Raw genomic sequence first — 21,539 nt, forward strand, 5'->3', positions numbered from 1 at the left:
GTTGGAACATGCCCGCAGTCCAGTATCCATTCATTGACATCGCCGTGCACCCCCGCGTTCGGGAACGCTTTGCGCGCGGCGAGGCCATGGTGATGTTCTCGGCAGGCATGGATCGCGTTCTCTGGGCCAATGGCGCCGGGGCCAATCTCTTTGGCTATGACATTATTTATGATTTTCTCGATCAGGGGCCGAAGGCCGGCGACGTCTCTTTCCGCCAGATCGAAGCGACGGCACGCGGGCTTGGCGCCGTCGGCGACCAGCGCACTTTCCTGATCCGCATGGCCTCCGGTTTCCAGCGTGCCGTGGTTAACGCCGCTGTCGAAATCATCCGCGTCCAGGCGGGCGAAGAGGCAATCCTGTTTTCCTCTCCAGTCTCGGTCAAGCCACTGGCAGCCGCCGAAAGCGCCAAGCGGATGATCGACGGCTTCGATGATCCCGATACGCATATGGCGGTGATCGGCCGTGATGGCGACGTCATCGCCGCGTCCACCGGTTTCGAGGCCCTTGGCGTGACGCCGCACACCGCGAAAATGTTGACGACCATGGCAGGGGCATTGCCGGAACGGCTGATCAAGCGGCCGATCCCGACCGGCCGTGGCTATCTGCCTGCCGCCGTCGGCAAGCTGTCGGAAATCCCTGCCCTGCACCTGCTCTTCGTCGTCGAAACCGTGCTCGGTCATCTCGATCCGACGGAAGGCCCCGACACATCCGCTGCTCCAGCCGCAATCGCCAAGGTCGAGCCAGAGGCGGAAGAAGCCCGCAGCGAGCTTGAGGCCGCAGCGGTCGAGCCGACACCTGTTTCCGACACCGCCCCTGTCGCGAATGCCGCCTCCCCCTCCGCAGACGTTCTCGATGCCGTGGCGGATATCGAGGAAGTGGAAGACACGCCGGAAGACGTCAACGTCCATGAGACGACACCCGCGCAATCCGATGCCGCGGGCGAGGATCTCCGCCAGCTGGCGACGATGGACGGCGCAAGTGAGGAACAGATCGAAGCAGCTGCGCATGCCGACGAACTGACGGATGAAAGCGATGACGTGGTTGCGTCAGCCGCCGTCGAAAGCCCAGTGGAGCACGAGGAAGCGAGCGCCGAGCCGGCTGCTCCCGAAGACGATGTAGTCGCGGACGGCCAGCCGGGAGAATTCATCTTCAAGCGTAATGGCCGCGCTACCCGCTTCGTCTGGAAGATCGATGCCGAGGGTCGCTTCAGCGAGGTTTCGCGAGAATTCGCCGAGGCCGTTGGCCCACATGCCGCCAAGGTGACCGGCACTGCCTTCACCGATGTTGCCACGCATTTCAATCTCGATCCGGACGGCAAGATCGCCGAGCTTCTGGCACGGCGCGACACATGGTCGGGCCGGACGATCTACTGGCCGGTGGAGAAGACCAGCCTGATCGTGCCGGTCGACCTCGCCGCCTTGCCGACCTATACGCGCAGCCGCGACTTCGACGGCTTCAGGGGCTTCGGCGTCGTCCGTCTCTCCGACGCCATCGAAGATCCGATGAAACTCGGATTGACGCTGGGTACAGAGGAAGATCAGGCCGTTCGGGCGCCGCGCGCTACGGAAGAACCGGCGGCGGTCGAGACGGATGCGACGGCTCCGGCAATTGCCGAAGATGTGCTGCATTCCGCTGCTGAGGAATATGTTGCCGAAGGAGAGGACACTGTTCCCGAGGCAACGGAGGAACCCGCTCCCGCGAATGAAGAGCCGCCGGCGCTGACGATTGCCGAGACGCCAAACCGGCGCGAGACCGACAAGATCATCCAGCTCCACGAACGGCGCTCGTCGATGCCGGGTGGCCTGTCGCTGAGCGAGCAGGCAGCCTTCCGCGAAATCGCCCGTCAGCTCGAACCTTTCGGCAAACGCACCGAGACGCCCGAACAGGGCGCGCAGCCGGAAGAAGGTGCCGAAGCCGCTCCGAAGCCGAATGCGGCGGACGAGATTCTGTCCGGTACGGCCGAAGACCAGCCGCAAGACGCGATCGCGCCGGAGACCGACGCTGTCGCGCAGTCCGAACCGGAGCCCCTGGTTGAAGCCGAAAAGCCGATGGAAGCCGCCGCCCCCGACGCAGAAGCATCAGAGCCTGAAGAACATCTCGATCCGCTGGGCGTCTTGAACACCGCCATTCCGTCGCGCGTGAAAATGCGCAACGGCCTGTCGGACGAGATCGTCGATCAACTGCCGCTTGCCATCCTCATCCATGCTGGCGACCGGCTGATCCATGGCAACCCGGAATTCCTGCGATTGACGGGCTATGAGAACCTCTCCGACCTCGACCATGTCGGCGGTCTGGATGCGCTGCTGCAGCGCCATGACCTCGAGGGCAAGACCGAGCAGCCGGGCACGATGATGGTGGTGCGCGCCGACGACACGCTGGTGCCGGTTACCGCGCGGCTGCAGTCGATCCGCTGGGAAGACGGCACCGCCTTGATGCTGGCGCTGATGCCGCTCGAGAAGAATGATGCCTCCCCGTCGGAACCCGTGCCCGAAGAAGCGCGGCCGGAGCGCATGATCGAAAAGCTCGCCAAGCTTCAGGTCGAAATCGAGGAGCTGCAGTCGACGCTGGAAACAGCAACGGACGGCGTCGTCATCATCGGCCAGGACGGCGACATCCGCTCGATGAACCGCTCGGCAAGCGCCCTCTTCAACTTCGACGATCAGGAAACCCGCGGCAAGCCTTTCGTCATGCTGTTTGCGCATGAGAGCCAGAAGGCAGTGCTCGATTACCTCAGCGGGCTCTCAGGCCATGGCGTGGCGAGCGTGCTGAACGACGGCCGCGAGGTCATGGGCCGCGAAGCCTCGGGCGGCTTCGTGCCGCTGTTCATGACCATGGGGCGGCTGAATTCCTCCAACGGCTATTGCGCCGTCATCCGCGACATCACGCAATGGAAGCGCACCGAGGAAGAGCTGCGCAACGCCAAGCGCGCGGCGGAAACCGCCAATGCCCACAAGACGGACTTCCTTGCCCGCGTCAGCCATGAAATCCGCACACCGCTCAACGCCATCATTGGCTTTTCCGACATGATGGCCGGCGAGCGCTTCGGGCCAATCGGCCACTCCCGTTATGTCGAATATGCGACCGACATCGGCCGCTCCGGCCGGCATGTGCTCGATATCGTCAACGATCTCCTGGATATTTCCAAGATCGAAGCCGGCGAGATGGACCTGGAATTTGCCTCGGTCGGCCTCAACGAAGCGATTGCCGAAGCCGTATCGCTGGTGCAGCCGCAGGCCAACAGCCAGCGCGTCATCATTCGCACCGCGCTCTCGCAAGCCGTGCCAAATGTCGTCGCCGACCTGCGCTCAATCAAGCAGATCGCGCTCAACATCCTGTCGAACGCCATCCGCTTCACGCCGTCCGGCGGCCAGATCGTGGTCTCCACCTCCTATGAGGGCAATGGCAGCGTGGTGATGCGTATCCGCGATACCGGCGTCGGCATGACGCGCTCGGAGCTGGAACAGGCAATGAAGCCTTTCCGCCAGGTCTCGACCAACTCCCGCAAACGCGGAGATGGCACCGGCCTCGGCCTACCGCTGACCAAAGCCATGGTCGACGCCAACCGCGCGACCTTCGCGATCAATTCCTCGCCGAACGAGGGGACCTTGGTGGAAGTCACGTTCCCGTCGCCGCGGGTGTTGGCGAATTGATTTTCGGTCTGTCAAATTAGCGGGCGGTTGCCGCAAATGCGACCGAGCGTAATTGTCTGCCCAAAGGCGGAACTTCGACCATTTGAGCAGGTAAAATAGCTTGGATGGGCTGGAGAAAGACGGTTTGCCTCTTATCTCATTTCAGGAGGGAGTGAGTGAGAGACGCAAAGGAGGACTACGCAATGGCAAAAAACACGATATGCGTATGGTACGACAAAGACGCCGAGGCCGCCGCCCACTTCTACGCCAAGACCTTTCCAGACAGCGCAGTGGGCGCCGTCATTCGTGCCCCTGGAACCTATCCCGAGGGCAAACAGGGAGACGTCCTGGTTGTTGAATTCACCGTCGCCGGCATTGCTTGCATCGGCCTGAACGGTGGCCCCGCAATCAAGCACAACGAAGCCTTCTCATTTCAAATCGCAACTGACGACCAGGAAGAGACCGACCGCTACTGGAACGCTATTGTCAACAATGGCGGCAGGGAAAAGGCTTGTGGCTGGTGCGAGGATAAATGGGGCATCTCCTGGCAGATCACACCGCGCGTCATGACCGAAGCGCTTGCGGCAGGCGGTGATCAAGCAAAGCGAGCTTTCGATGCGATGCTGACCATGAAGAAAATCGACGTCGGGGTGATTGAAGCCGCACGGCGTGGCTGAGGCAAACGCTGACCGGGCGATTTTCGCGATTAATTCGTTGCCGAACGAAGGGGGACGTGACCTTCCCGTCGCCGCAAGTGCTGGTGAATTGATTTCCGGTCAGTGAAATTGAGGGACGGTTGCTACAAATTCGGAGCCTTATCTCGCCCTTGGCGGGCGAGAAAGCAATTTCACTGGTTTAGGAATTGCGATACGGGGGTCTCAGCATATTTGAGGCTAAGCGCAATTTCTAAGCCATTGAAATTGCCAGAGCGGGGGTCCCGTTCTTGCTTAAATCACTCCAAGGATTAAGTGCGTCCCTACCTACCCCCGCCCTTGCAAAATCTAGCACTTAGCCTTTCGGCTAAATGCTAGATTTTGCTTTCCCGCCCGCAAGGAGCGGGATAGGCCGAGCCTATTCGCCGCGAGCCTTCACGGCCTTGCGCTTAGCGAAATTCGGCTTGCCGGCCGGCGGGCCCGCATCGCTCTTGGCGAAGTTCGGCTTGCCCGGCTTCTTCACCCAGGGCTTCTTGTCGGAAGCGCCCTCGCCTGCCTGTGCCCGTTCCGGCTTGCGCTCGGATTTCCATTTCGGCTTGCTGTCGTCGTGCGGGCGAGCGGCCTTGTCGGCGAAAGGCTTTTTACCGTAGCCTCCCTCGCGCTTGGCCTGCGAAAAATCCGGGATGCCAGCGAGTGGCTTGACGCGGATGCCACGTTCCAGAGCCTTGTCCGGACCGATCGCCGCCAGGAAGCGTTCTGCGCCTTCGGCCGAGAACTCGACGAAAGTTTCTTCCGGCTGCATCTTGATCGCGCCGATGTCGCGCTTGGTGAGGTTGCCGTTGCGGCAGAGCATCGGGATCAGCCAGCGTGGCTCGGCATTCTGCTTGCGGCCGACCGAGAGCGACACCCAGACACCATCGGTGAAATCGTTGCGGCCAGCGCCGGCGGGCGCTTCGTCATACCGCGTGACTGGAAAATCGTCGCGGCGGGGCTTCTTACGTTCGCCTTCGGAGGGCACATCCTGCAGATCTTCCGGCGCGGAATGACCGGCGCGGTATTGACGCAGGAATGCGGCGGCGACCTGTTCGGCGCCATGGGTCTGCAACAGCTGCTGAACCAACGACTGTTCGTCGTCACCCAACGGTGCGGAGAAAATCGGATCGGCGAGAAGGCGCTCGTCGTCGCGCTGGCTGACTTCATCGGCCGATGGCGGCTTTGCCCAGGTGGCGCGAATGCGGGCGGCTTCCAGCAGGCGTTCGGTACGGCGGCGGCCGCTGAGCGGCACGATCAGGGCACTAACGCCCTTGCGGCCGGCGCGACCGGTACGACCACTGCGATGCAGCAGCGTTTCCGGATTGGTCGGTATATCGGCGTGAATCACCAGATCGAGGCCTGGCAAATCGATGCCGCGAGCGGCGACGTCGGTCGCGATGCAGACGCGGGCGCGGCCGTCGCGCATGGCCTGGAGCGCATGCGTGCGCTCGCTCTGGCTAAGCTCGCCGGAGAGGGCAACGACGGAGAAACCGCGATTGTTGAAGCGTGCCGTCAGATGGTTGACCGCTGCACGCGTCGAGCAGAAGACGATGGCGTTCTGCGCTTCGTAGTAACGAAGCACGTTGATGATGGCATTTTCCCTGTCGCTCGGCACGACCGTCAACGCACGATAGTCGATATCGACATGCTGCTTGGCTTCTGTGGCGCTGGCAATGCGGACAGCATCACGCTGGTAGTTCTCAGCGAGCTTGGCGATCGAGCGCGGCACGGTCGCCGAGAACATCAGCGTCCGTCGTTCGGTCGGCGATGTCTCGAGGATGAATTCGAGGTCCTCGCGGAAGCCGAGATCGAGCATCTCGTCGGCCTCGTCCAGCACGACGGCCTTCAGCTCGGAAATATCGAGCGAGTTGCGGCGGATATGGTCGCAAAGACGGCCCGGCGTGCCCACAACGATATGCGCGCCGCGCTCCAGCGCCCGCTTCTCGGTGCGCATGTCCATGCCGCCGACGCAGGAAACGATGGTGGCGCCGGTCAGCTCATAGAGCCATTCCAGCTCGCGCTGGACCTGCAGCGCCAGTTCGCGGGTCGGCGCGATCGCCAGAGCCAGCGGCGTGCCGGCGCGGCCGAAGCGCTCGGCGCCGTCCAAAAGGGTCGGGGCCAGCGCCAGGCCAAAGGCAACCGTCTTGCCGGAGCCGGTCTGGGCCGAAACCAATGCGTCCTTGCCAGCAAGGTCGGGATCGAGCATCGACTTTTGTACCGGCGTCAGCGTTTCGTAACCACGCTTTGCCAAAGCCTGGGCAATCGCAGGAACGATGCCTTCGAATTCGGTCATGTCTTGTCTTTCGGAATTCTTCACGCGCCAGGAGGCACGGATCATCGTGGCCCGCACGTCGCAGGCCTCTTCTTCAAGCGTGCACATACTTGGTCGGCGGGGCAATGTACAGAGCGGGCGCGTATTTGTGCAGCGCGAACGAAAAAAAGGCAGCGAATCGTGCTGCCTTTGGAGTTGATGCTGCCTAACGAAAGCTCGAGTCGATCAACGTCATGTCACGGGAGCCACCGCTCCAAGCCGCTCCGAGTTCATGCGAGCGGCCCCAGGTTGGATTTACCTTTGACCAATCTCTCTTAACGCCAGGTTACTATTCCAAGGTGATCGTTTGCCCGTCAATTCTAAGAGGAGGTTAGCTTTTCAGCTCCTCCAGCCCGATAAACAGGTCCAGCGCTTCCGGATTGGCGAGCGCTTCCTTGTTCTTCACTGCCCGGCCATGAACGACATCGCGGACGGCGAGTTCGACGATCTTGCCGGATTTGGTGCGCGGGATGTCGGTAACCGCGATGATCTTGGCCGGCACATGCCGCGGCGAGGCGCCGGTGCGAATGCGGGTCTTCATCGCCTTGACGAGATCTTCCGTCAGGACGGCGCCCGCCGCCAGGCGCACGAACAGCACAACGCGCACGTCATCATCCCAATCCTGGCCGATGCAGAGAGCCTCCAGAACTTCGGGCATCTGCTCGACCTGATTGTAGATCTCCGCCGTCCCGATGCGTACCCCGCCGGGGTTCAGCGTCGCATCCGACCGGCCATGGATGATCAGGCCGCCATGCTCTGTCCATTCGGCAAAATCGCCATGGCACCAGACATTGTCGAAACGCTCGAAATAGGCGGCGTGGTATTTGGCGCGGTCGGGATCGTTCCAGAACATCACCGGCATGGAGGGGAAGGCCTTGGCGCAGATGAGCTCGCCCTTTTCGCCGCGCACCGACTTGCCATCCTCGTTCCAGACATCGACGGCAAGGCCGAGACCCGCTCCCTGGATCTCGCCGCGCCAGACCGGCTGCAAGGGATTGCCGAGCACGAAGCAGGAGACGATATCGGTGCCGCCGGCGATCGAGGCCAGCTGGATATCGTCCTTGATGCCCTCATAGACGAAGGTGAAGCCTTCCGGTGACAGGGGCGAGCCGGTGGAGGTCATCAGCCGCAGGCTGGTGAGATCATGCGAGGTCTTCGGCGTCAGGCCGCCCTTGCGCACCGCATCGATATACTTCGCCGAGGTGCCGAAGATGGCGAAGCCCTCCTCCTGCGCATAATCGAAGAGGATGTTGCCGTCGGGAGCGAAGGGCGAACCGTCGTAGAGGCAGAGGGTGGCACCGGCGGCAAGCCCCGTTACCAGCCAGTTCCACATCATCCAGCCGCAGGTGGTGAAATAGAAGACCTTTTCGCCGGGAACGACGCCGCAATGCAGGCGATGCTCCTTGATGAGCTGCAACAGCGCGCCGCCGGTGGAATGGACGATGCATTTCGGCACGCCGGTCGTGCCCGAGGAAAACAGGATGAACAGCGGATGCGCAAACGGCAGAGGCACGAATTCGACGGCCTTTGCCTCGAAGGGCGCGATGAAGGCGGACAGCGTCTTGGCGCCAGGCGTCGCCGCCGCAACCGCATCGGCATCGCCGGCATAGGGAATAGTGACGGTGGGAACACCGAGGCGCTGTGCGATGGCGCCGACCTTCGCCGTCACATCCTGCAATTTGCCGCCATACCAGTAGCCTGCGCAGGCAATGAAGAGCTTCGGTTCGATCTGACCGAAGCGGTCGAGAACGCCCTGCTCGCCGAAATCGGGGGAGCAGGAGGACCAGATGGCGCCGATCGAGGCGGCGGCCAGCATGCAGGCGATGGTTTCCGGCATGTTCGGCACCATCGCGGCGACACGGTCGCCCTTGCCGATGCCGAGGGCGCGATAGGCCTGTTGCAGGCGTGACACTGTGGCCGACAGCCGATCCCAGGACCAGCGATCGCGCACCTTGTCCTCTCCCCAGAAGACCAGGGCATCGCCCTCACCGCTCGTCGCCAGCAAGTTCTCGGCAAAGTTCAGTTCGGCATCGGGAAAGAAACGCGCCTCCAGCATCAGGTCGCCATTGATCAGCGCCCTTTCGCCACGTTTTCCCTTGATGCCACAGAAATCCCACACTGCTGTCCAGAAGCTTTCGCGCTCGGTAATCGACCAGGCGTGCAGGCTGGAGAAATCCGAGAGCGACAGGCCGAAACGCCGGTTGCATTCCTGCATGAAGGCGAACATCGGGCTGTGTCGACGAAACTCATCCGACGGGGTCCAGAGCGGTTCACTATCGTGCATATGATCTCCCCCTGCTTTTCGGCTTATATACCATGCTGCAGCGCATTATAAAGTCTCAGAGTCGTCGGTCCTCCCGCTCTACAACGTTTGCATCCGCCGATCATTTCCTATATCCGGCAAACACAGGCATATCAGCGCTATGAGTATGAAAGTCTCCGTGAGATCATGAGCACGTCGAGGAATAGGAAGTGGCGATTGACGATGCGATCTGCCTCGCGCTGGCTGCCGACCGTCGCGCGCACCTCCGGCATCGTGCTGCTGACCATCCTCATCGTCTTCGCCGTCTTCAGGGCAACCGCCCCGTTCCTGATCTCCAGCGGGCTGGTGCGCTCCGGCATCGAGAAGGCACTCTCCGACTGGACCGGATATCGCGCCCAGATCGAGGGCGACCCGACCCTGGAATTCTGGCCGACGCCGCGCGTGACGCTCAATCAGGTCAACATTCGCGAGCCGACGAAGAACGGCAAGGTGCTCGGCCATATCGACAGCCTTTCGGCGGACTTCTCGCTATTTGCAGCGCTGCGTGGACGCGCGCATTTCCATGAGTTTCATTTCCTGCGCCCGACAATCTACATCCGCCGCGACGAGACCGGCCTGATCGACTGGACCAACGAAGGACTGCTGTCCAAGGCGATCGAGCGGGTGGAAACGTCCACCAATCAGGGCATGCCGATGCAGCGGGAGCAGGATGCGGACATCGGCACGCTGACCATTGAGGACGGCACTGTCGAGATGGCCGACGAGCGCACCGGCAACACCTACAAGATGAACGGCGTCAATGCGGACATCACATGGCCACGGCTGTCGCGGCCGATGACGGCCGTCATCCTGGCGCGGCTCAACGACCAGGACGTCAAGATCGATTTCAGTTCTACCCAGCCGCTGCTGCTGTTTGCCGGCAAAAGCGTGGATGCAAGGACGAGCTTCTCCTCGCCGCTGATCAACTGGACCTATAGCGGTGTCACCAGTATCTCCGATTTCTCGACGCTCGCCGGTAATCTCGATCTGAGCGTGCCGAACATGCCGTCATTCCTTGCCTGGAGCGGGGAGCATCTGCCGGCCGCCAATACGTTGCAGAACGTCTCGCTCAACGCCGATATCGTCGCCATCCAGAATGGCCTGCGTTTCAACAATCTGAACTTCAAGGTCAACGATTCCGCCGCGTCCGGCGTCATGGATCTGAGCTACACGACAGCCGGCAAGCCAAAGATTTCCGGCACGCTCGCCTTCGACCAGATGAACCTCAATCCGTTCCTGGCGGCATTCTCCATGCGGCTGGCGGCCGATACCGCCATCGACGCGCTGCTCAACGGCAACCCATTGCAGCGCCTCGACCTGGATATGCGGATGTCATCGAACAAGGCCTGGCTCGGTCCCTTCCAGTTCGACAATATCGGCGCCAGCCTGCTGGTGGCCGGTGGCAAAGCGAAATTCGACATCGGCGACAGCGGCTTCGAGGGCGGGGATCTGACCGCGCATCTGGAGGTCACGCAAGGCGACTTCGATGGCGGCGGCAAATTGCAGATATCCATCCGCAACGCCGATTTCGGCGGGCTTTTCTCTCGTCTCAAGCTCGTTGGTCCGCTGCCGATGACAACGGGATCGCTGGATCTGGCGCTCAGCACCTCGAAGCCGATCTGGGCCGCCAATCTCGGCGATGTCGCCGGCAAGATGAATTTTTCCGGACAGGCGGGCTCCTTCCGGCAATTCAACATCTCCGCCTTCCGCGCCCTTGCCGCCGACAAGACCTTCTTCCGAATGAGCGATATTGCCGACACGGCCTTCGATTTCGACAGCCTTAATGTCGATGCAAGCTTCGCCAAGGGATCGGCCGAGGTTCACAGCGCCAAGATCACCGGACGCAACGAGACGGTGACGCTGAACGGCGTCGTTCCGTTCCGCAGCAACGGGCTGGCGCTGTCAGGCGCCATCGAGGCGAGCAACCCAGTCGACACGTCGGATCTGCCAATGCTGCCCTTCTTCATCGGCGGCACCTGGCCGGACCCGGTGATCTCCCCGGTCACGACGCTGCTGCCGAAGCCCGATCAGCCGCAGCAATAAAGTCCTCAGCCGGCGGCCGCAGCGTGCTCATCCCTCTGGCGCTGCACCTCGCGGCGTTTGGTGGCGATAGACGCGCAGATGACGCCGATGGCGACGATACCGACCAGGATGGTGCAGATCGCGTTGATTTCCGGCGTCACGCCAAGCTTGACCTGACTGTAGATCAGCATCGGTAGCGTCTTGGCGCCGGCGCCCGAGGCAAAGGTGGCGATCACCAGATCATCGAGCGATAGCGTCAACGCCAGGACCCAGCCGGAGAACACAGCCGGCGCGATAATCGGCAATGTGATTTCGAAGAAGGTACGCATCGGCGGCGCGCCAAGATCCAGCGCCGCTTCCTCGATCGAACGATCGAAGGTCAGCAGCCTGGATTGCACGACGACAGCGACGAAGCACATGGTCAGCGTCGTATGCGCCATGACGATCGTCCAGAAACCACGGTCGATGCCGGCGGTGACGAAGAACAGCAGCAGCGACAGGCCGGTGATGACATCCGGCATGACCAAGGGCGCGTAGATCATGCCGGAAAAGAGGATGCGGCCGCGGAAGCGCGTGTAGCGCACCAGCGTCAGCGCCGCGAGCGTGCCGAGCACCGTGGCGACCGTCGCCGACAGAAGCGCGATACGCACCGTCAGCCAGGCGGCATTCAGCATGGTATCGTTGCTGAAGAGATGAACATACCATTGCGTCGAGAAGCCGCCCCAGACCGTGACCAGGCGCGAGGCATTGAACGAATAGATGACCAGCAACAGGATCGGCAGGTAGAGAAAAGCCAGGCCGAGCGTGACCGAGACGATGTTGAAACGGGACCAGCGGGTCATGACCTATCTCCCTCTCTCTTCGGCTTTCGCCTGGAAGTGCTGGAAGAAGACGATGGGCACCACCAGCACAAGCAGCAGGATCGTTGCCACGGCAGAGGCCAGCGGCCAGTCGGTATTACCGTAGAACTCGCTCCACAGCACCTTGCCGATCATCAGCGTTTCAGAACCGCCGAGCAGGTCCGGGATCACGAATTCGCCGACAGCCGGGATGAAGACCAGCATGCAGCCGGCGATCACGCCGGGGATCGACAGCGGGAACGTGACGCGCCAGAAAGCGCCGTTCGCCGTGCAGCCGAGATCCTGCGCCGCCTCGATCAGCGTACCGTCCATCTTTTCCAGCGCGGAATAGAGCGGCAGCACCATGAATGGCAGGTAGGAATAGACCATGCCGATATAGACGGCGGTGTTGGTGTTGAGGATCACCAGCGGCTCGTTGATGATGCCGAGCCCCATCAAGAGCTGGTTCAAGAGACCGGTGGTGCTGAGGATCGACATCCAGGAATAGACGCGGATCAGAAAGCTCGTCCAGAACGGCAGGATGACCAGCATCAGCAGCGTTGGGCGGATGGTGCGCGGCGCCTGCGCCATGCCGTAGGCGATCGGATAGGCGAAGAGCAGGGTCAGGAGCGTCGAGATGCCGGCGATCTTCAGGCTGCCGAGATAGGCGTTCATGTAGAGCGGATCGCCGGCCAACCATGTGTAGTTGTCGAACGACATGGTCTGCAGCTTGTCCCACCAGTCGCTGAAACTGTCCGACCAGTTGAAGGACGGATCATAGGGCGGGATGGAGAGCGCCTTCGTCGACAGCGAGATGCGGAAGACGATCAGGAACGGCACGAGGAAGAAGAGCAGCAGCCAGACATAGGGGATGATGATGACAAGGCGCTGGCAGAGGGAGGAACCTAGCGTTTTCATCATCAATCCTTCAGCAGCACGCCGGCGTTTTCGTCGAAGGAAACCCAGACATTCTGGTCGTAAGCGAAGGGCTCTTCCACCGCGCGGACCGCGTTCAGCGACGAAGCCTTGACCACCTGGCCGTTCTGCAGCTTGACGTGGAAGACGGTCATGTCGCCGAGATAGGCGATATCCCAGATCTCACCCTCGGCAGCGTTGACCGAGGCATTGGCCGGCGGGCGCGGCGTGATCCTGAGTTTCTCCGGCCGAATGGCGAGACTGGCGCGGCTTCCTTCCGCCGGCGTGTCGTTGGAGGCGACGCGCAGCGTGATGGCGGGATCGACCGCGATCTCGATGATCCCCGAACGGGCCGAGGTGACATTGCCCTCGAGAATATTCACATCGCCGATGAAGTCGGCGACGAAGCGCGAGTTGGGAGCTTCGTAGATCTCCGCAGGCGTCGCTATCTGCGCCACCTTGCCATGGCTCATGACGGCGATGCGGTCGGCCATGGTCATCGCCTCTTCCTGGTCGTGGGTGACGACGACGAAGGTGAGGCCGAGGCTCTGTTGCAGATCCATCAGCTCGAACTGGGTCTCCTCGCGCAGCTTCTTGTCGAGCGCGCCGAGCGGCTCGTCGAGCAGCAGCACCTTCGGGCGCTTGGCGAGCGAACGGGCAAGCGCCACGCGCTGACGCTGGCCACCGGAAAGCTGATGCGGCTTGCGCTTGGCGAATTGCTCCAGCTTGACCAGCTTCAGCATCTGCGCGACGCGATCGTCGATCTCCGCCTTCGGCATGCCGTCCTGGCGCAGCCCGAAGGCGATGTTCTTTTCCACCGTCATATGCGGGAAGAGCGCATAGGACTGGAACATCATGTTGACGGGGCGGCGATAGGGCGGTGTACCGGCAAGGCTCTGGCCGTCGAGGATGATCTCGCCCGTCGTCGGTTGCTCGAAGCCCGCCAGCATGCGCAAGAGCGTAGACTTGCCGCAGCCGGAGGCACCGAGCAGGGCGAAGAATTCGCGGTTGTAAATATCCAGCGAAAGATTGTCGACAGCGACGAAATCGCCGAACTTCTTCGTGACGTTCTTGAAGGAAATGTAAGGCTTTGCCGAAGGGTCGGTCCACGGAGCAAAGGAACGCCGGATATTACCGAGAGACTTCATCATTTATCCCCAAATGAAAGGATGCTGCGCCGGCTCTTCCCCATTCCAGCGCGGTCCTGATCTTTACCTTATGCCGTCAGAAAAAGGCCCGGACGTTGCCGTCCGGGCCTGCTTTGAAATTATTGGCCAGTGGTGACCTTCGTCCACAAGCGCGTCGCCACGCGCTGCGTTTTCGGATCCCATGGCTTCAAGGTGTAAAGGTTCTTCGAGACCTCTTCCGTCGGATAGACGGACGGATCCTCCAGCACTTCCTTGCTCACGAACTGCTGCGACGCCTTGTTGCCGTTGGCGTAGGCCGTGAAGTTGCTGGCCTTGGCGATGACTTCCGGCTTCATCATATAGTTGATGAAGGCGTGCGCTTCGGCGATATGCGGCGCGTCCGCCGGGATCGCCATCACGTCAAACCACATCTGCGCGCCCTTTTTCGGGATCGAATAGGCGATATTGATGCCGTTCTTGGCCTCGGCTGCGCGGTTGCGCGCCTGCAGCACGTCGCCGGAGTAACCGAAGGCGAGGCAGATGTCGCCGTTGGCGAGCGCATTGATATATTCCGATGAGTGGAACTTGCGGATATTGGGACGGATTGCCGTCAGCAGTTCCTCGGCCTTCTTGAAGTCTTCCGGCTTGGTCGAGTTCGGATCGAGGCCAAGATAGCGCAGCGCCGCCGGAACGACGTCGGTCGGAGAGTCGAGCACGTAGATACCGCAATCCTTGAACTTGGCGGCAAGCGCCGGATCGAAGATCACGTTGATATCCGGCGCCTCGTCGGTGCCGAGGATCTGCTTCACCTTGTCGACATTGTAGCCGACGCCGCTGGTGCCCCACATGTAGTCGACGGCATATTGATTGCCGGGATCGTAGGCCGCGATCCGCTGCTGCACCGTGTCCCACATGTTGGAGATATTCGGCAGCTTCGACTTGTCGAGCTTCTGGAAGACACCGGCCTTGATCTGGCGCTGCAGGAAGTAGGCGGTCGGCACGACGACGTCATAGCCGGTCTTGCCCGCGAGCAGCTTGGTCTCCAGCGTTTCGTTGGCGTCGAAGGTGTCGTAGACGACCTTGATGCCGGTTTCCTTGGTGAAATCGGCCAGGATCGAATCATCGATGTAATCCGACCAATTGTAGACGTTGACGACTTTGTCTTCCGCCTGGGCGACCGTGACCAGCGAAACCGCCGCAAAGGCAGTTGCCGCGAGCCGTGCGAACATGGACTTCATGGTCTCTCCTGTTTTGTTCAAGGGCATCCTCGCGACACCCAACCCTCTGTTTTTCCCGCCAGACTAGAAAGGAATCCCAAAGGCCACAAGGGGGAAAAGCAAGCCCCATGAGCTTTCACGGATTTACGTGAAATCGAGGGATCGTGCGGTTCATCGACCGGAGACGGACCACGCCGTCTTCCGCTTGCGGTTTTCAAACATAGGTCGGACGGTTGCCCGCGAAGAGATCGGCATGGCTCTTCAGCAGCCGGGCCATGCGGTCGACCACCGTGCGGATCTCGCGGCGATGGCGGTCGGTATCGTTCATGACGATCCATTGCCCGTGACGCAGGGACGCGATTTCCTCACCCACCCGCTCCAGCCGAGGCTCCAGATCACCAACGAAACAGGGAAGAACGGCGATGCCCGACCCTGAAAGAACCAGATCATGGAGCGAGCGCGGCCGGGTGACCGTCACCGCGATCGCCTCGCGCTCGTTCTGATGCGGCCAGCGCAGATAGGCGGAGATCGCCTCTTCTTCCGCAACCGCGATCCAGCGCCTGGGGCCGGCGAAGCGCATGTTGCGCGCCTGATAGGCGGCATAGGCGACGTCACCGGTCTTGATGGCAGCAAGGTTTGCCTCCTCCGGTTCGAAGGCGCGGATGCCGATATCGCTTTCGCGATGGGCGAGGCTGGCGCGACGTTCGGCGATTTGCAGATCGATGCGGAAGCCGTCCCGCTCGGAGCAGATCGACGGCATGTTCTGGCTGAGCACCCAGGCGACCCAGGTGCCTGCGGTAATCCGGACGATGGCCGCGCCCTGCGCCTCGCGCTGCCAGCTATCCACCTTGCGGGCCGCCGCCTCCATGTCGAGGAGTTGATCGAACAGTTCCTGGCCGTCGCCGGTCAGCGCATAACCGGTCTGGCTGCGCTGGAAGAGCGGGCGGCCGACCTGGCTCTCCAGCTCCAGCATGCGTCGACCGATCGTCGCCGGGCTCAATCCGCTTGACGAAACGGCGCCCGTCAGCCCGCCGCCACGGGCGACATCGAGGAAAAGTTGATAGGCATCCCAGGTCGAGTTTTTCATAGTTGAAAAACATAAGGCGAAAACGATTGTATATAAAGCAAATTCTTATGTGTAATTGAAGGGATGCCTTTCAACGTGGAGATTTCCCATGCTCGACAGCGTCATTATTGCCAACATCATCCAACTTCGCGACCAATACCGTCTTGGACGATCGAGCCTGAGCGAGGACGATTTCTACCAGGTGCATGGTCACAATTCCTATGTTGTGTTCACCTGGTTCGGAAACATCCTCGATCGTACCTATGCATGGCTCAAAACGAAAAAGGCGGACCGGCCCAATGTTGGCCGATCCGCCTGTGATGATGCCCGCGATTGCTTCACTCAGGCAGCGTCTGCCCGCAACTGGCTCGGACTATATCCACTCTCGATCTTGAACTGCTGGATGAGATAGAGCAGCGCGTCCGCCTCGGAGGCCAGTTCCCGGCTGGCCGCCGTGGTCTCCTCGACCATGCCGGCATTCTTCTGTGTCATCTGGTCCATGTGGTTGACGGAGGCGTTGACCTCCTGCAGCGCGCTTGCCTGATCGTGGCTGGCGCGGGCGATCATTTCGACATGCTGGCTGATGGTGACGATCTGGCCGCTGATCTGCGCCAGGACCGAGCCGGCCTGCTGCACGAATTGTGAGCCGGAATTGACTTCCTGGGTCGATTTGTTGATCAGCCCCTTGATCTCCTTGGCCGCGGCGGCGGAGCGCTGGGCCAGCTCGCGCACTTCCATGGCCACGACCGCAAAGCCCTTGCCGGCATCACCGGCGCGGGCAGCCTCGATCCCGGCATTCAACGCCAGCAGATTGGTCTGGAAGGCGATTTCGTCGATGACCCCGATGATCTGCTCGATCTTGCGGGACGCATCCTCGATACGCGTCATGGCGTCGATGGCATTGCCGACGACGACGGAGCTGTCATCGGCGCTGCGCTTGGCTTCGCGCACGATCGCATCCGCATCCTTGGCGCGCTCGGCGGATGAGCGAACCGTAACGGTGATTTCGTCGACGGCGGCGGCTGTCTGTTCCAGCGAAGCGGCCTGCTGTTCGGTGCGTTTCGACAGGTCCTCGGCGGAGGCGGCCATCTGGTTGCCGTTGGACTGGATCATCTCGACATTGTCGCGCACCTGGCTGATCGTCTGCTGCAGGCGCGACAGCGAGCTGTTGAAATCCTGGCGGAGCTGTTCGAGACGACCGATGAATGGCTTCTCGATCGTCGAGGAGATATCGCCCTGCGCCAGACGCTCGAGGCCTGCGGCAAGTTCGCTGACGGCAAAGTCGATCTGGCGGTCGAGCTCACGCTTTTCGGCGTCGTTGCGCTGGCGCTCGTGCTCGGCGGCGGCGCGCTCCTCGTCGCTCTGCTCTTCGATGCGGATTTTCGAAATCGCATTTTCCTTGAAGATGCCGAGCGCGCGCGCCATGTCGCCGATTTCGTCATGGCGCTTTTCGCCGGAGATCGCGGTCTCCAGCATGCCATCGGCAATCCGGCGCATGGCGGCGGTGATCTGGCCGATCGGACGCTGCAAGGTCAGCACCAGAGCGATGCCGCCGGCGACGGAAAGAATGATGCCCAGAATGGTGGCAAGGATCGAGATGTAATTTGCCTGCTCGCGCTCCGTGCCGGCGCTCTGCTTCTGCGTTTCGGCGAAGGCCGTGAGCTGGCCCCAGACCTGATCGAGCTGCTGGCGCGCGGCGGCATATTCGGCAACGCGCTGGGTCGACGTGTTGACCAGCTGGTCGCCGCCGTCCTCGATCGCCTTGAGGGCGGGCCGGATAGCCGCATCGATGCCGTCGATGAAATCCATGCCCTTGGCACTTTGCTTCATCGTATCCAGCGAGCCGCGGAGCTTGAAGACCTCCTGGCGCAGACGCGTCAGATTATCCTTGCTGGTATTGGCCAGGAATTCGCCGAGCACCAGCTGCAACGAATAGATCGAACCCTGGAGGCGGCGGGTATCCTGAAGAACGGAGTTGGTCTGAACAACCTTGGCGTCCATATCCACGAAGGTCGTCGTCGCCTGGCGCATCATCTGCGTCGCGGCCAACTGCGTATAGGTCGAGGTCTGGCGGAAGCGGGAAAGAAGCCGGGTGATGCCGGCAATCGTATCGTCGGTCGGGACATCCGTGCTCTCGGTGAAGGCGGTCAGGTCCTTGATCGTGCCGACAAGGGATTGCACGACGCTCTTCTGGTTTTGCGGAAGAGCGAGATTGATCGAGCGCTGTGCCTTGTTCAGATCAGGCAACCGGTCCTTGAGCAGCTTGACCTTATCGACAGGGGTTGCGGCCTTATTGAAATCCTCGGCAACGGCAACGAGCTGATCGCCGCCCTTCAGCAGGCGGTCGGCCGACCGCAGCGTCGATGTCGCGGCCGCCTGGTCCTGGCGCATCTGGTCTTCCAGCTGCTGACCGTTGAAATCGACGTTGAAACGAGCCTTGATCAGCGCCTTCTGAGCATCGTCGATCGCCTTGCGGAAATCGACTTCCTGTTCGTGCAGCGTCCAGAGCTTGCCGACCTCATTCGCCATGGCGGCGGTCTTGGTCGTCGCATCGGTCAGATTGTCACGGCCATCCGCATCTTTGCCGAGCTGGTCGAGCGTCGACGCCAGGACACCCTGCTGCGATTTGATGTCCTCATACAGCTTGTCGCGCTGCTGCTCATTGGTGATGCGCAGGAAGTCATCCATCGAACCATAGAGGTTTTTGAAGCCCGTCAGCGATTGCAGCACGCTGTTGGAGATTTCCATGCGCCCCTGCAAAAGCCCGGAAGCATAGAGCCCGGTGAGGCCGACGGCGGAAATGCTGATGACGAATGGCAGGACGAAGAGGAGAACCTTCGTCTTGATCTTGAAACGGGACAGGATCTTGTCAATGAACATCGTAGCTCGGGCCTCTCACAACTGCTCCCCCCTTGCCGGCGCCTTCACAGCGCTGACCGGATGCAAAATCTTCAATCTTGAGATGTTCGCAGACGGGGACCTGAACGATGTCAGGCGGCAATCATTGCTTCTGCTTCACGTTGTGGAAGCGGCCCCAGAAAATCTGCGCAGATTGTGAGTTTGATAGATTAATTTTCGGATAAAGGGCGATGGCAGCCCTTGGCACGAGGAAGAGCACAGGAAAACGGCTGATGCGACGGGTCAGCCGAAACAAGACGTGGCGCGTTTGCGCAAGTCGTTCGCCGGGGAAACGGCGAAATCAGCCGATCAGGCCGACGATATCAGAAGCCGCGCACCGCAAGGTAAGCGATGCAGGCCGCCGTGGCGCCTGTTGCGAGCATCAGCAGCCTGACGGCCACCAGCTTGGCGTTGTCACGGGTTTGAGCAATTGCAATGGCGCGAGCGCGACGTTGTGTTCTGTTCATGAGCCTATATCCCATTTTCGCACTGACACGATAACCGGCAACAGGCCGTTCCGGCAACAGGCAATGTAGAAAATAAAGATGTAGGAAATGAAAACGCCAAAACCAGAGGTTAGTCGCAATTGCCGCACCTTTCGAACATTTGCTCGAAAAGCGCGGAACCCAAGGCATCTAATTTTACTTCAGCAGCTCGGCAATCGCCGGATCGGTCGCCATCTCGGCGGCAGTCTTGCCTGAGGACGACTTGATGGTCTTGTCAGCTCCATTCTTCAACAGCGCCTTGACGATGGCCGGATCTTCCTGCTGTGCCGCCATATGCAGCGGCGTCCAGCCATCATAATCCCCGCGAACATTGACGTCGGCGCCCTTGGAGACCAGCAGATCCACCATGCTGGCTGGGCCATAATAGGCGGCGGTGTGCAGCGGATACCAGCCTTCGGTCGTCTTCATGTCCAGCTTGGCGCCGCAGGCAAGCATCTTCTTGACGACATCGCCCTTCTTGTCGCGGATCGCCAGCGCGAAATTGGTGTCGCCGCCCGCATCCTGGCCGTTCGGATCCAGCTTCTTGCAGGCCGCAGACGCAGCACTGGCATCCAGCGCCGTAAGGGTGAGCATCCCAAAGGACACCATCATGGCTGCCGCCATGCCGGGAAGAGTTGCGGATCGGAATGTCCGGGTCTTGAACGTCATCATCGCCTCCATCGAATAGTGTCGTCGTTGGAAATGTCCTTGCCTGCTTCGCGATCTATTGGCAAGGCCACCTCAAGCCGCCTCGCCCGCGACATGGCCGGAGGCCCAGGCCCATTGGAAATTATAGCCGCCGAGCCAGCCGGTGACATCAACGCATTCACCAATGAAGAAGAGGCCGGGGATGGTTTTCACCTGCATCGTCTTCGAATCGAGACAGGTCGTGTCGACACCACCGAGCGTGACTTCCGCCGTTCGGTAGCCTTCCGAGCCCGATGGCTTGACAGGCCAGGCCTGGACGGCGGCGGCAAGCTGTTGCAAGCGCTTGTCGCCCTGGTCTGCCATGTTGCCGGACATGCCCTCGCCTTCGGCGAAATGCTGCGCCAGCCGTTTCGGCAGGATTTCCGCCAAAGCCGTCTGCGCCGATTGCCGGCCATTGGCCTGGCGCGCCGCCTTCAGCATCACGAAGACATCGACATCAGGCTCGATCGCCACGGTGATCTCATCCCCCTCCCGCCAATAGGAGGAAATCTGCAGGATCGCCGGACCGCTGAGGCCCCGATGGGTGAAAAGCAGGGCCTCGCGGAACGCCGTCTTGCCATGGCGGATTTCGACAGGCGCGGTGATGCCGGAGAGCGGCGCCAGGCGTTGCAGCAATTGCGGATCGAGGGTCAGCGGCACCAGGCCGGGACGTGTCTCGACCAGCGGCAGGCCAAATTGTTCGGCGATACGATAGGCAAAGCCAGTGGCGCCCATCTTCGGGATCGACTTGCCGCCAGTGGCGACGACCAGCGAGGCCGCCTCAAAGACACCGTCCGAGGTGGCGACGCGATAGCCTCCGCCAGCGGCAGGCTCGATCGCATTGATTTCCGTGCGCAACCGCAAATCCACGCCAGCCGCACGCATCTGGTCGGTCAGCATGTAGATGATGTCCTTGGCGCTGTTGTCGCAGAAAAGCTGACCAAGCGTCTTTTCATGCCAGGCGATGCCGTGGCTCTCGACCATGGCGAGAAAGTCCCTCGGCGTGAAGCGCGCCAGCGCTGACTTGGCGAAATGCGGATTGGCGGAGACGAAGTTCTTCGGGCCGGCATGGATATTGGTGAAATTGCAGCGGCCGCCGCCGGAAATGCGGATCTTGTCGCCCGGTGCGGCGGCATGGTCGAGCACCAGCACGGAGCGCCCGCGCTGGCCGGCGCGAATGGCGCACATCATGCCCGCGGCGCCCGCGCCGAGAACGATCACATCATATTTGCCGGCCAAGTTTCATTCCTTCATCGATTATCGCGCTGCGTGACTATTTTTCCATCATATGGCGAAAGCGGGAGCGGTCCCCCCTCGCCAATTGGCAAACTGCCGTTATGATGCAATCTCCGATC

At 61.2% G+C, this 21,539-nt stretch carries 15 protein-coding genes; 4 read left to right on the forward strand and 11 right to left on the reverse strand.

The features are described from left to right. The first annotated feature begins 8 nt into the window (after positions 1–8). The gene (locus AC1RO0_RS21360) at positions 9–3,650 is read left to right on the forward strand and encodes an ATP-binding protein (protein WP_498594793.1); all 3,642 of its coding nucleotides are present in this window, start codon (positions 9–11) and stop codon (positions 3,648–3,650) included. A gap of 182 nt (positions 3,651–3,832) precedes the next feature. Further along, complete coding sequence (locus AC1RO0_RS21365) at positions 3,833–4,306, forward strand: VOC family protein (protein WP_498594794.1); 474 nt, start codon at positions 3,833–3,835, stop codon at positions 4,304–4,306. A 394-nt stretch (positions 4,307–4,700) separates the two neighbouring features. On the opposite strand, the gene AC1RO0_RS21370 is transcribed toward AC1RO0_RS21365, so the two are convergent. Further along, positions 4,701–6,608, reverse strand: coding sequence for a DEAD/DEAH box helicase (locus tag AC1RO0_RS21370; protein ID WP_498594795.1), 1,908 nt, complete (start codon positions 6,606–6,608; stop codon positions 4,701–4,703). Positions 6,609–6,957: 349 nt separating this feature from the next. Then, positions 6,958–8,910, reverse strand: coding sequence for an acetoacetate--CoA ligase (locus tag AC1RO0_RS21375; protein WP_498594796.1), 1,953 nt, complete (start codon positions 8,908–8,910; stop codon positions 6,958–6,960). A gap of 165 nt (positions 8,911–9,075) precedes the next feature. On the opposite strand from AC1RO0_RS21375, the gene AC1RO0_RS21380 reads away from it, so the two are divergent. Continuing rightward, the gene (locus tag AC1RO0_RS21380; RefSeq protein ID WP_498594797.1) at positions 9,076–10,971 is read left to right on the forward strand and encodes an AsmA family protein; all 1,896 of its coding nucleotides are present in this window, start codon (positions 9,076–9,078) and stop codon (positions 10,969–10,971) included. Positions 10,972–10,976: 5 nt separating this feature from the next. On the opposite strand, the gene AC1RO0_RS21385 is transcribed toward AC1RO0_RS21380, so the two are convergent. The 5 genes from AC1RO0_RS21385 to AC1RO0_RS21405 all read right to left on the reverse strand — a co-directional run bounded on the left by AC1RO0_RS21385 (position 10,977) and on the right by AC1RO0_RS21405 (position 16,135). Further along, on the reverse strand, positions 10,977–11,792 hold the full coding sequence (locus AC1RO0_RS21385; RefSeq protein WP_498594798.1) for an ABC transporter permease subunit: 816 nt from the start codon (positions 11,790–11,792) through the stop codon (positions 10,977–10,979). 3 nt (positions 11,793–11,795) lie between these two features. Continuing rightward, positions 11,796–12,707 carry an ABC transporter permease subunit gene (locus AC1RO0_RS21390; protein ID WP_498594799.1) on the reverse strand — a complete coding sequence of 304 codons (912 nt, stop codon included), beginning with the start codon at positions 12,705–12,707 and terminating at the stop codon, positions 11,796–11,798. 2 nt (positions 12,708–12,709) lie between these two features. Continuing rightward, the gene (locus AC1RO0_RS21395; RefSeq protein ID WP_498594800.1) at positions 12,710–13,852 is read right to left on the reverse strand and encodes an ABC transporter ATP-binding protein; all 1,143 of its coding nucleotides are present in this window, start codon (positions 13,850–13,852) and stop codon (positions 12,710–12,712) included. A gap of 119 nt (positions 13,853–13,971) precedes the next feature. Further along, positions 13,972–15,060, reverse strand: a complete 1,089-nt coding sequence (locus AC1RO0_RS21400) for a polyamine ABC transporter substrate-binding protein (RefSeq protein ID WP_498595002.1) — start codon at positions 15,058–15,060, stop codon at positions 13,972–13,974. Positions 15,061–15,262: 202 nt separating this feature from the next. Continuing rightward, a complete protein-coding gene (locus AC1RO0_RS21405; protein ID WP_498594801.1) occupies positions 15,263–16,135 on the reverse strand; it encodes a LysR family transcriptional regulator in 873 nt (290 codons plus the stop codon). An 88-nt stretch (positions 16,136–16,223) separates the two neighbouring features. Between AC1RO0_RS21405 and AC1RO0_RS21410 the strand changes: the two genes are divergently transcribed. Further along, positions 16,224–16,526 carry a hypothetical protein gene (locus tag AC1RO0_RS21410; protein WP_498594802.1) on the forward strand — a complete coding sequence of 101 codons (303 nt, stop codon included), beginning with the start codon at positions 16,224–16,226 and terminating at the stop codon, positions 16,524–16,526. Here the strand turns inward: AC1RO0_RS21410 and AC1RO0_RS21415 are convergent. The 4 genes from AC1RO0_RS21415 to AC1RO0_RS21430 all read right to left on the reverse strand — a co-directional run bounded on the left by AC1RO0_RS21415 (position 16,457) and on the right by AC1RO0_RS21430 (position 21,423). Further along, on the reverse strand, positions 16,457–18,994 hold the full coding sequence (locus AC1RO0_RS21415; protein WP_498594803.1) for a methyl-accepting chemotaxis protein: 2,538 nt from the start codon (positions 18,992–18,994) through the stop codon (positions 16,457–16,459). The two genes, AC1RO0_RS21410 and AC1RO0_RS21415, sit on opposite strands and share 70 nt — an antisense overlap. Positions 18,995–19,335: 341 nt before the next feature. Beyond that, on the reverse strand, positions 19,336–19,479 hold the full coding sequence (locus tag AC1RO0_RS21420; RefSeq protein WP_007700089.1) for a hypothetical protein: 144 nt from the start codon (positions 19,477–19,479) through the stop codon (positions 19,336–19,338). Between the two features lie 174 nt (positions 19,480–19,653). Beyond that, a complete protein-coding gene (locus tag AC1RO0_RS21425; RefSeq protein WP_498594804.1) occupies positions 19,654–20,166 on the reverse strand; it encodes an ankyrin repeat domain-containing protein in 513 nt (170 codons plus the stop codon). A 72-nt stretch (positions 20,167–20,238) separates the two neighbouring features. Further along, a complete protein-coding gene (locus AC1RO0_RS21430; protein WP_498594805.1) occupies positions 20,239–21,423 on the reverse strand; it encodes a BaiN/RdsA family NAD(P)/FAD-dependent oxidoreductase in 1,185 nt (394 codons plus the stop codon). Positions 21,424–21,539: the final 116 nt, after the last annotated feature.

Source organism: Rhizobium sp. GW821-FHT14E12 (assembly GCF_058803745.1).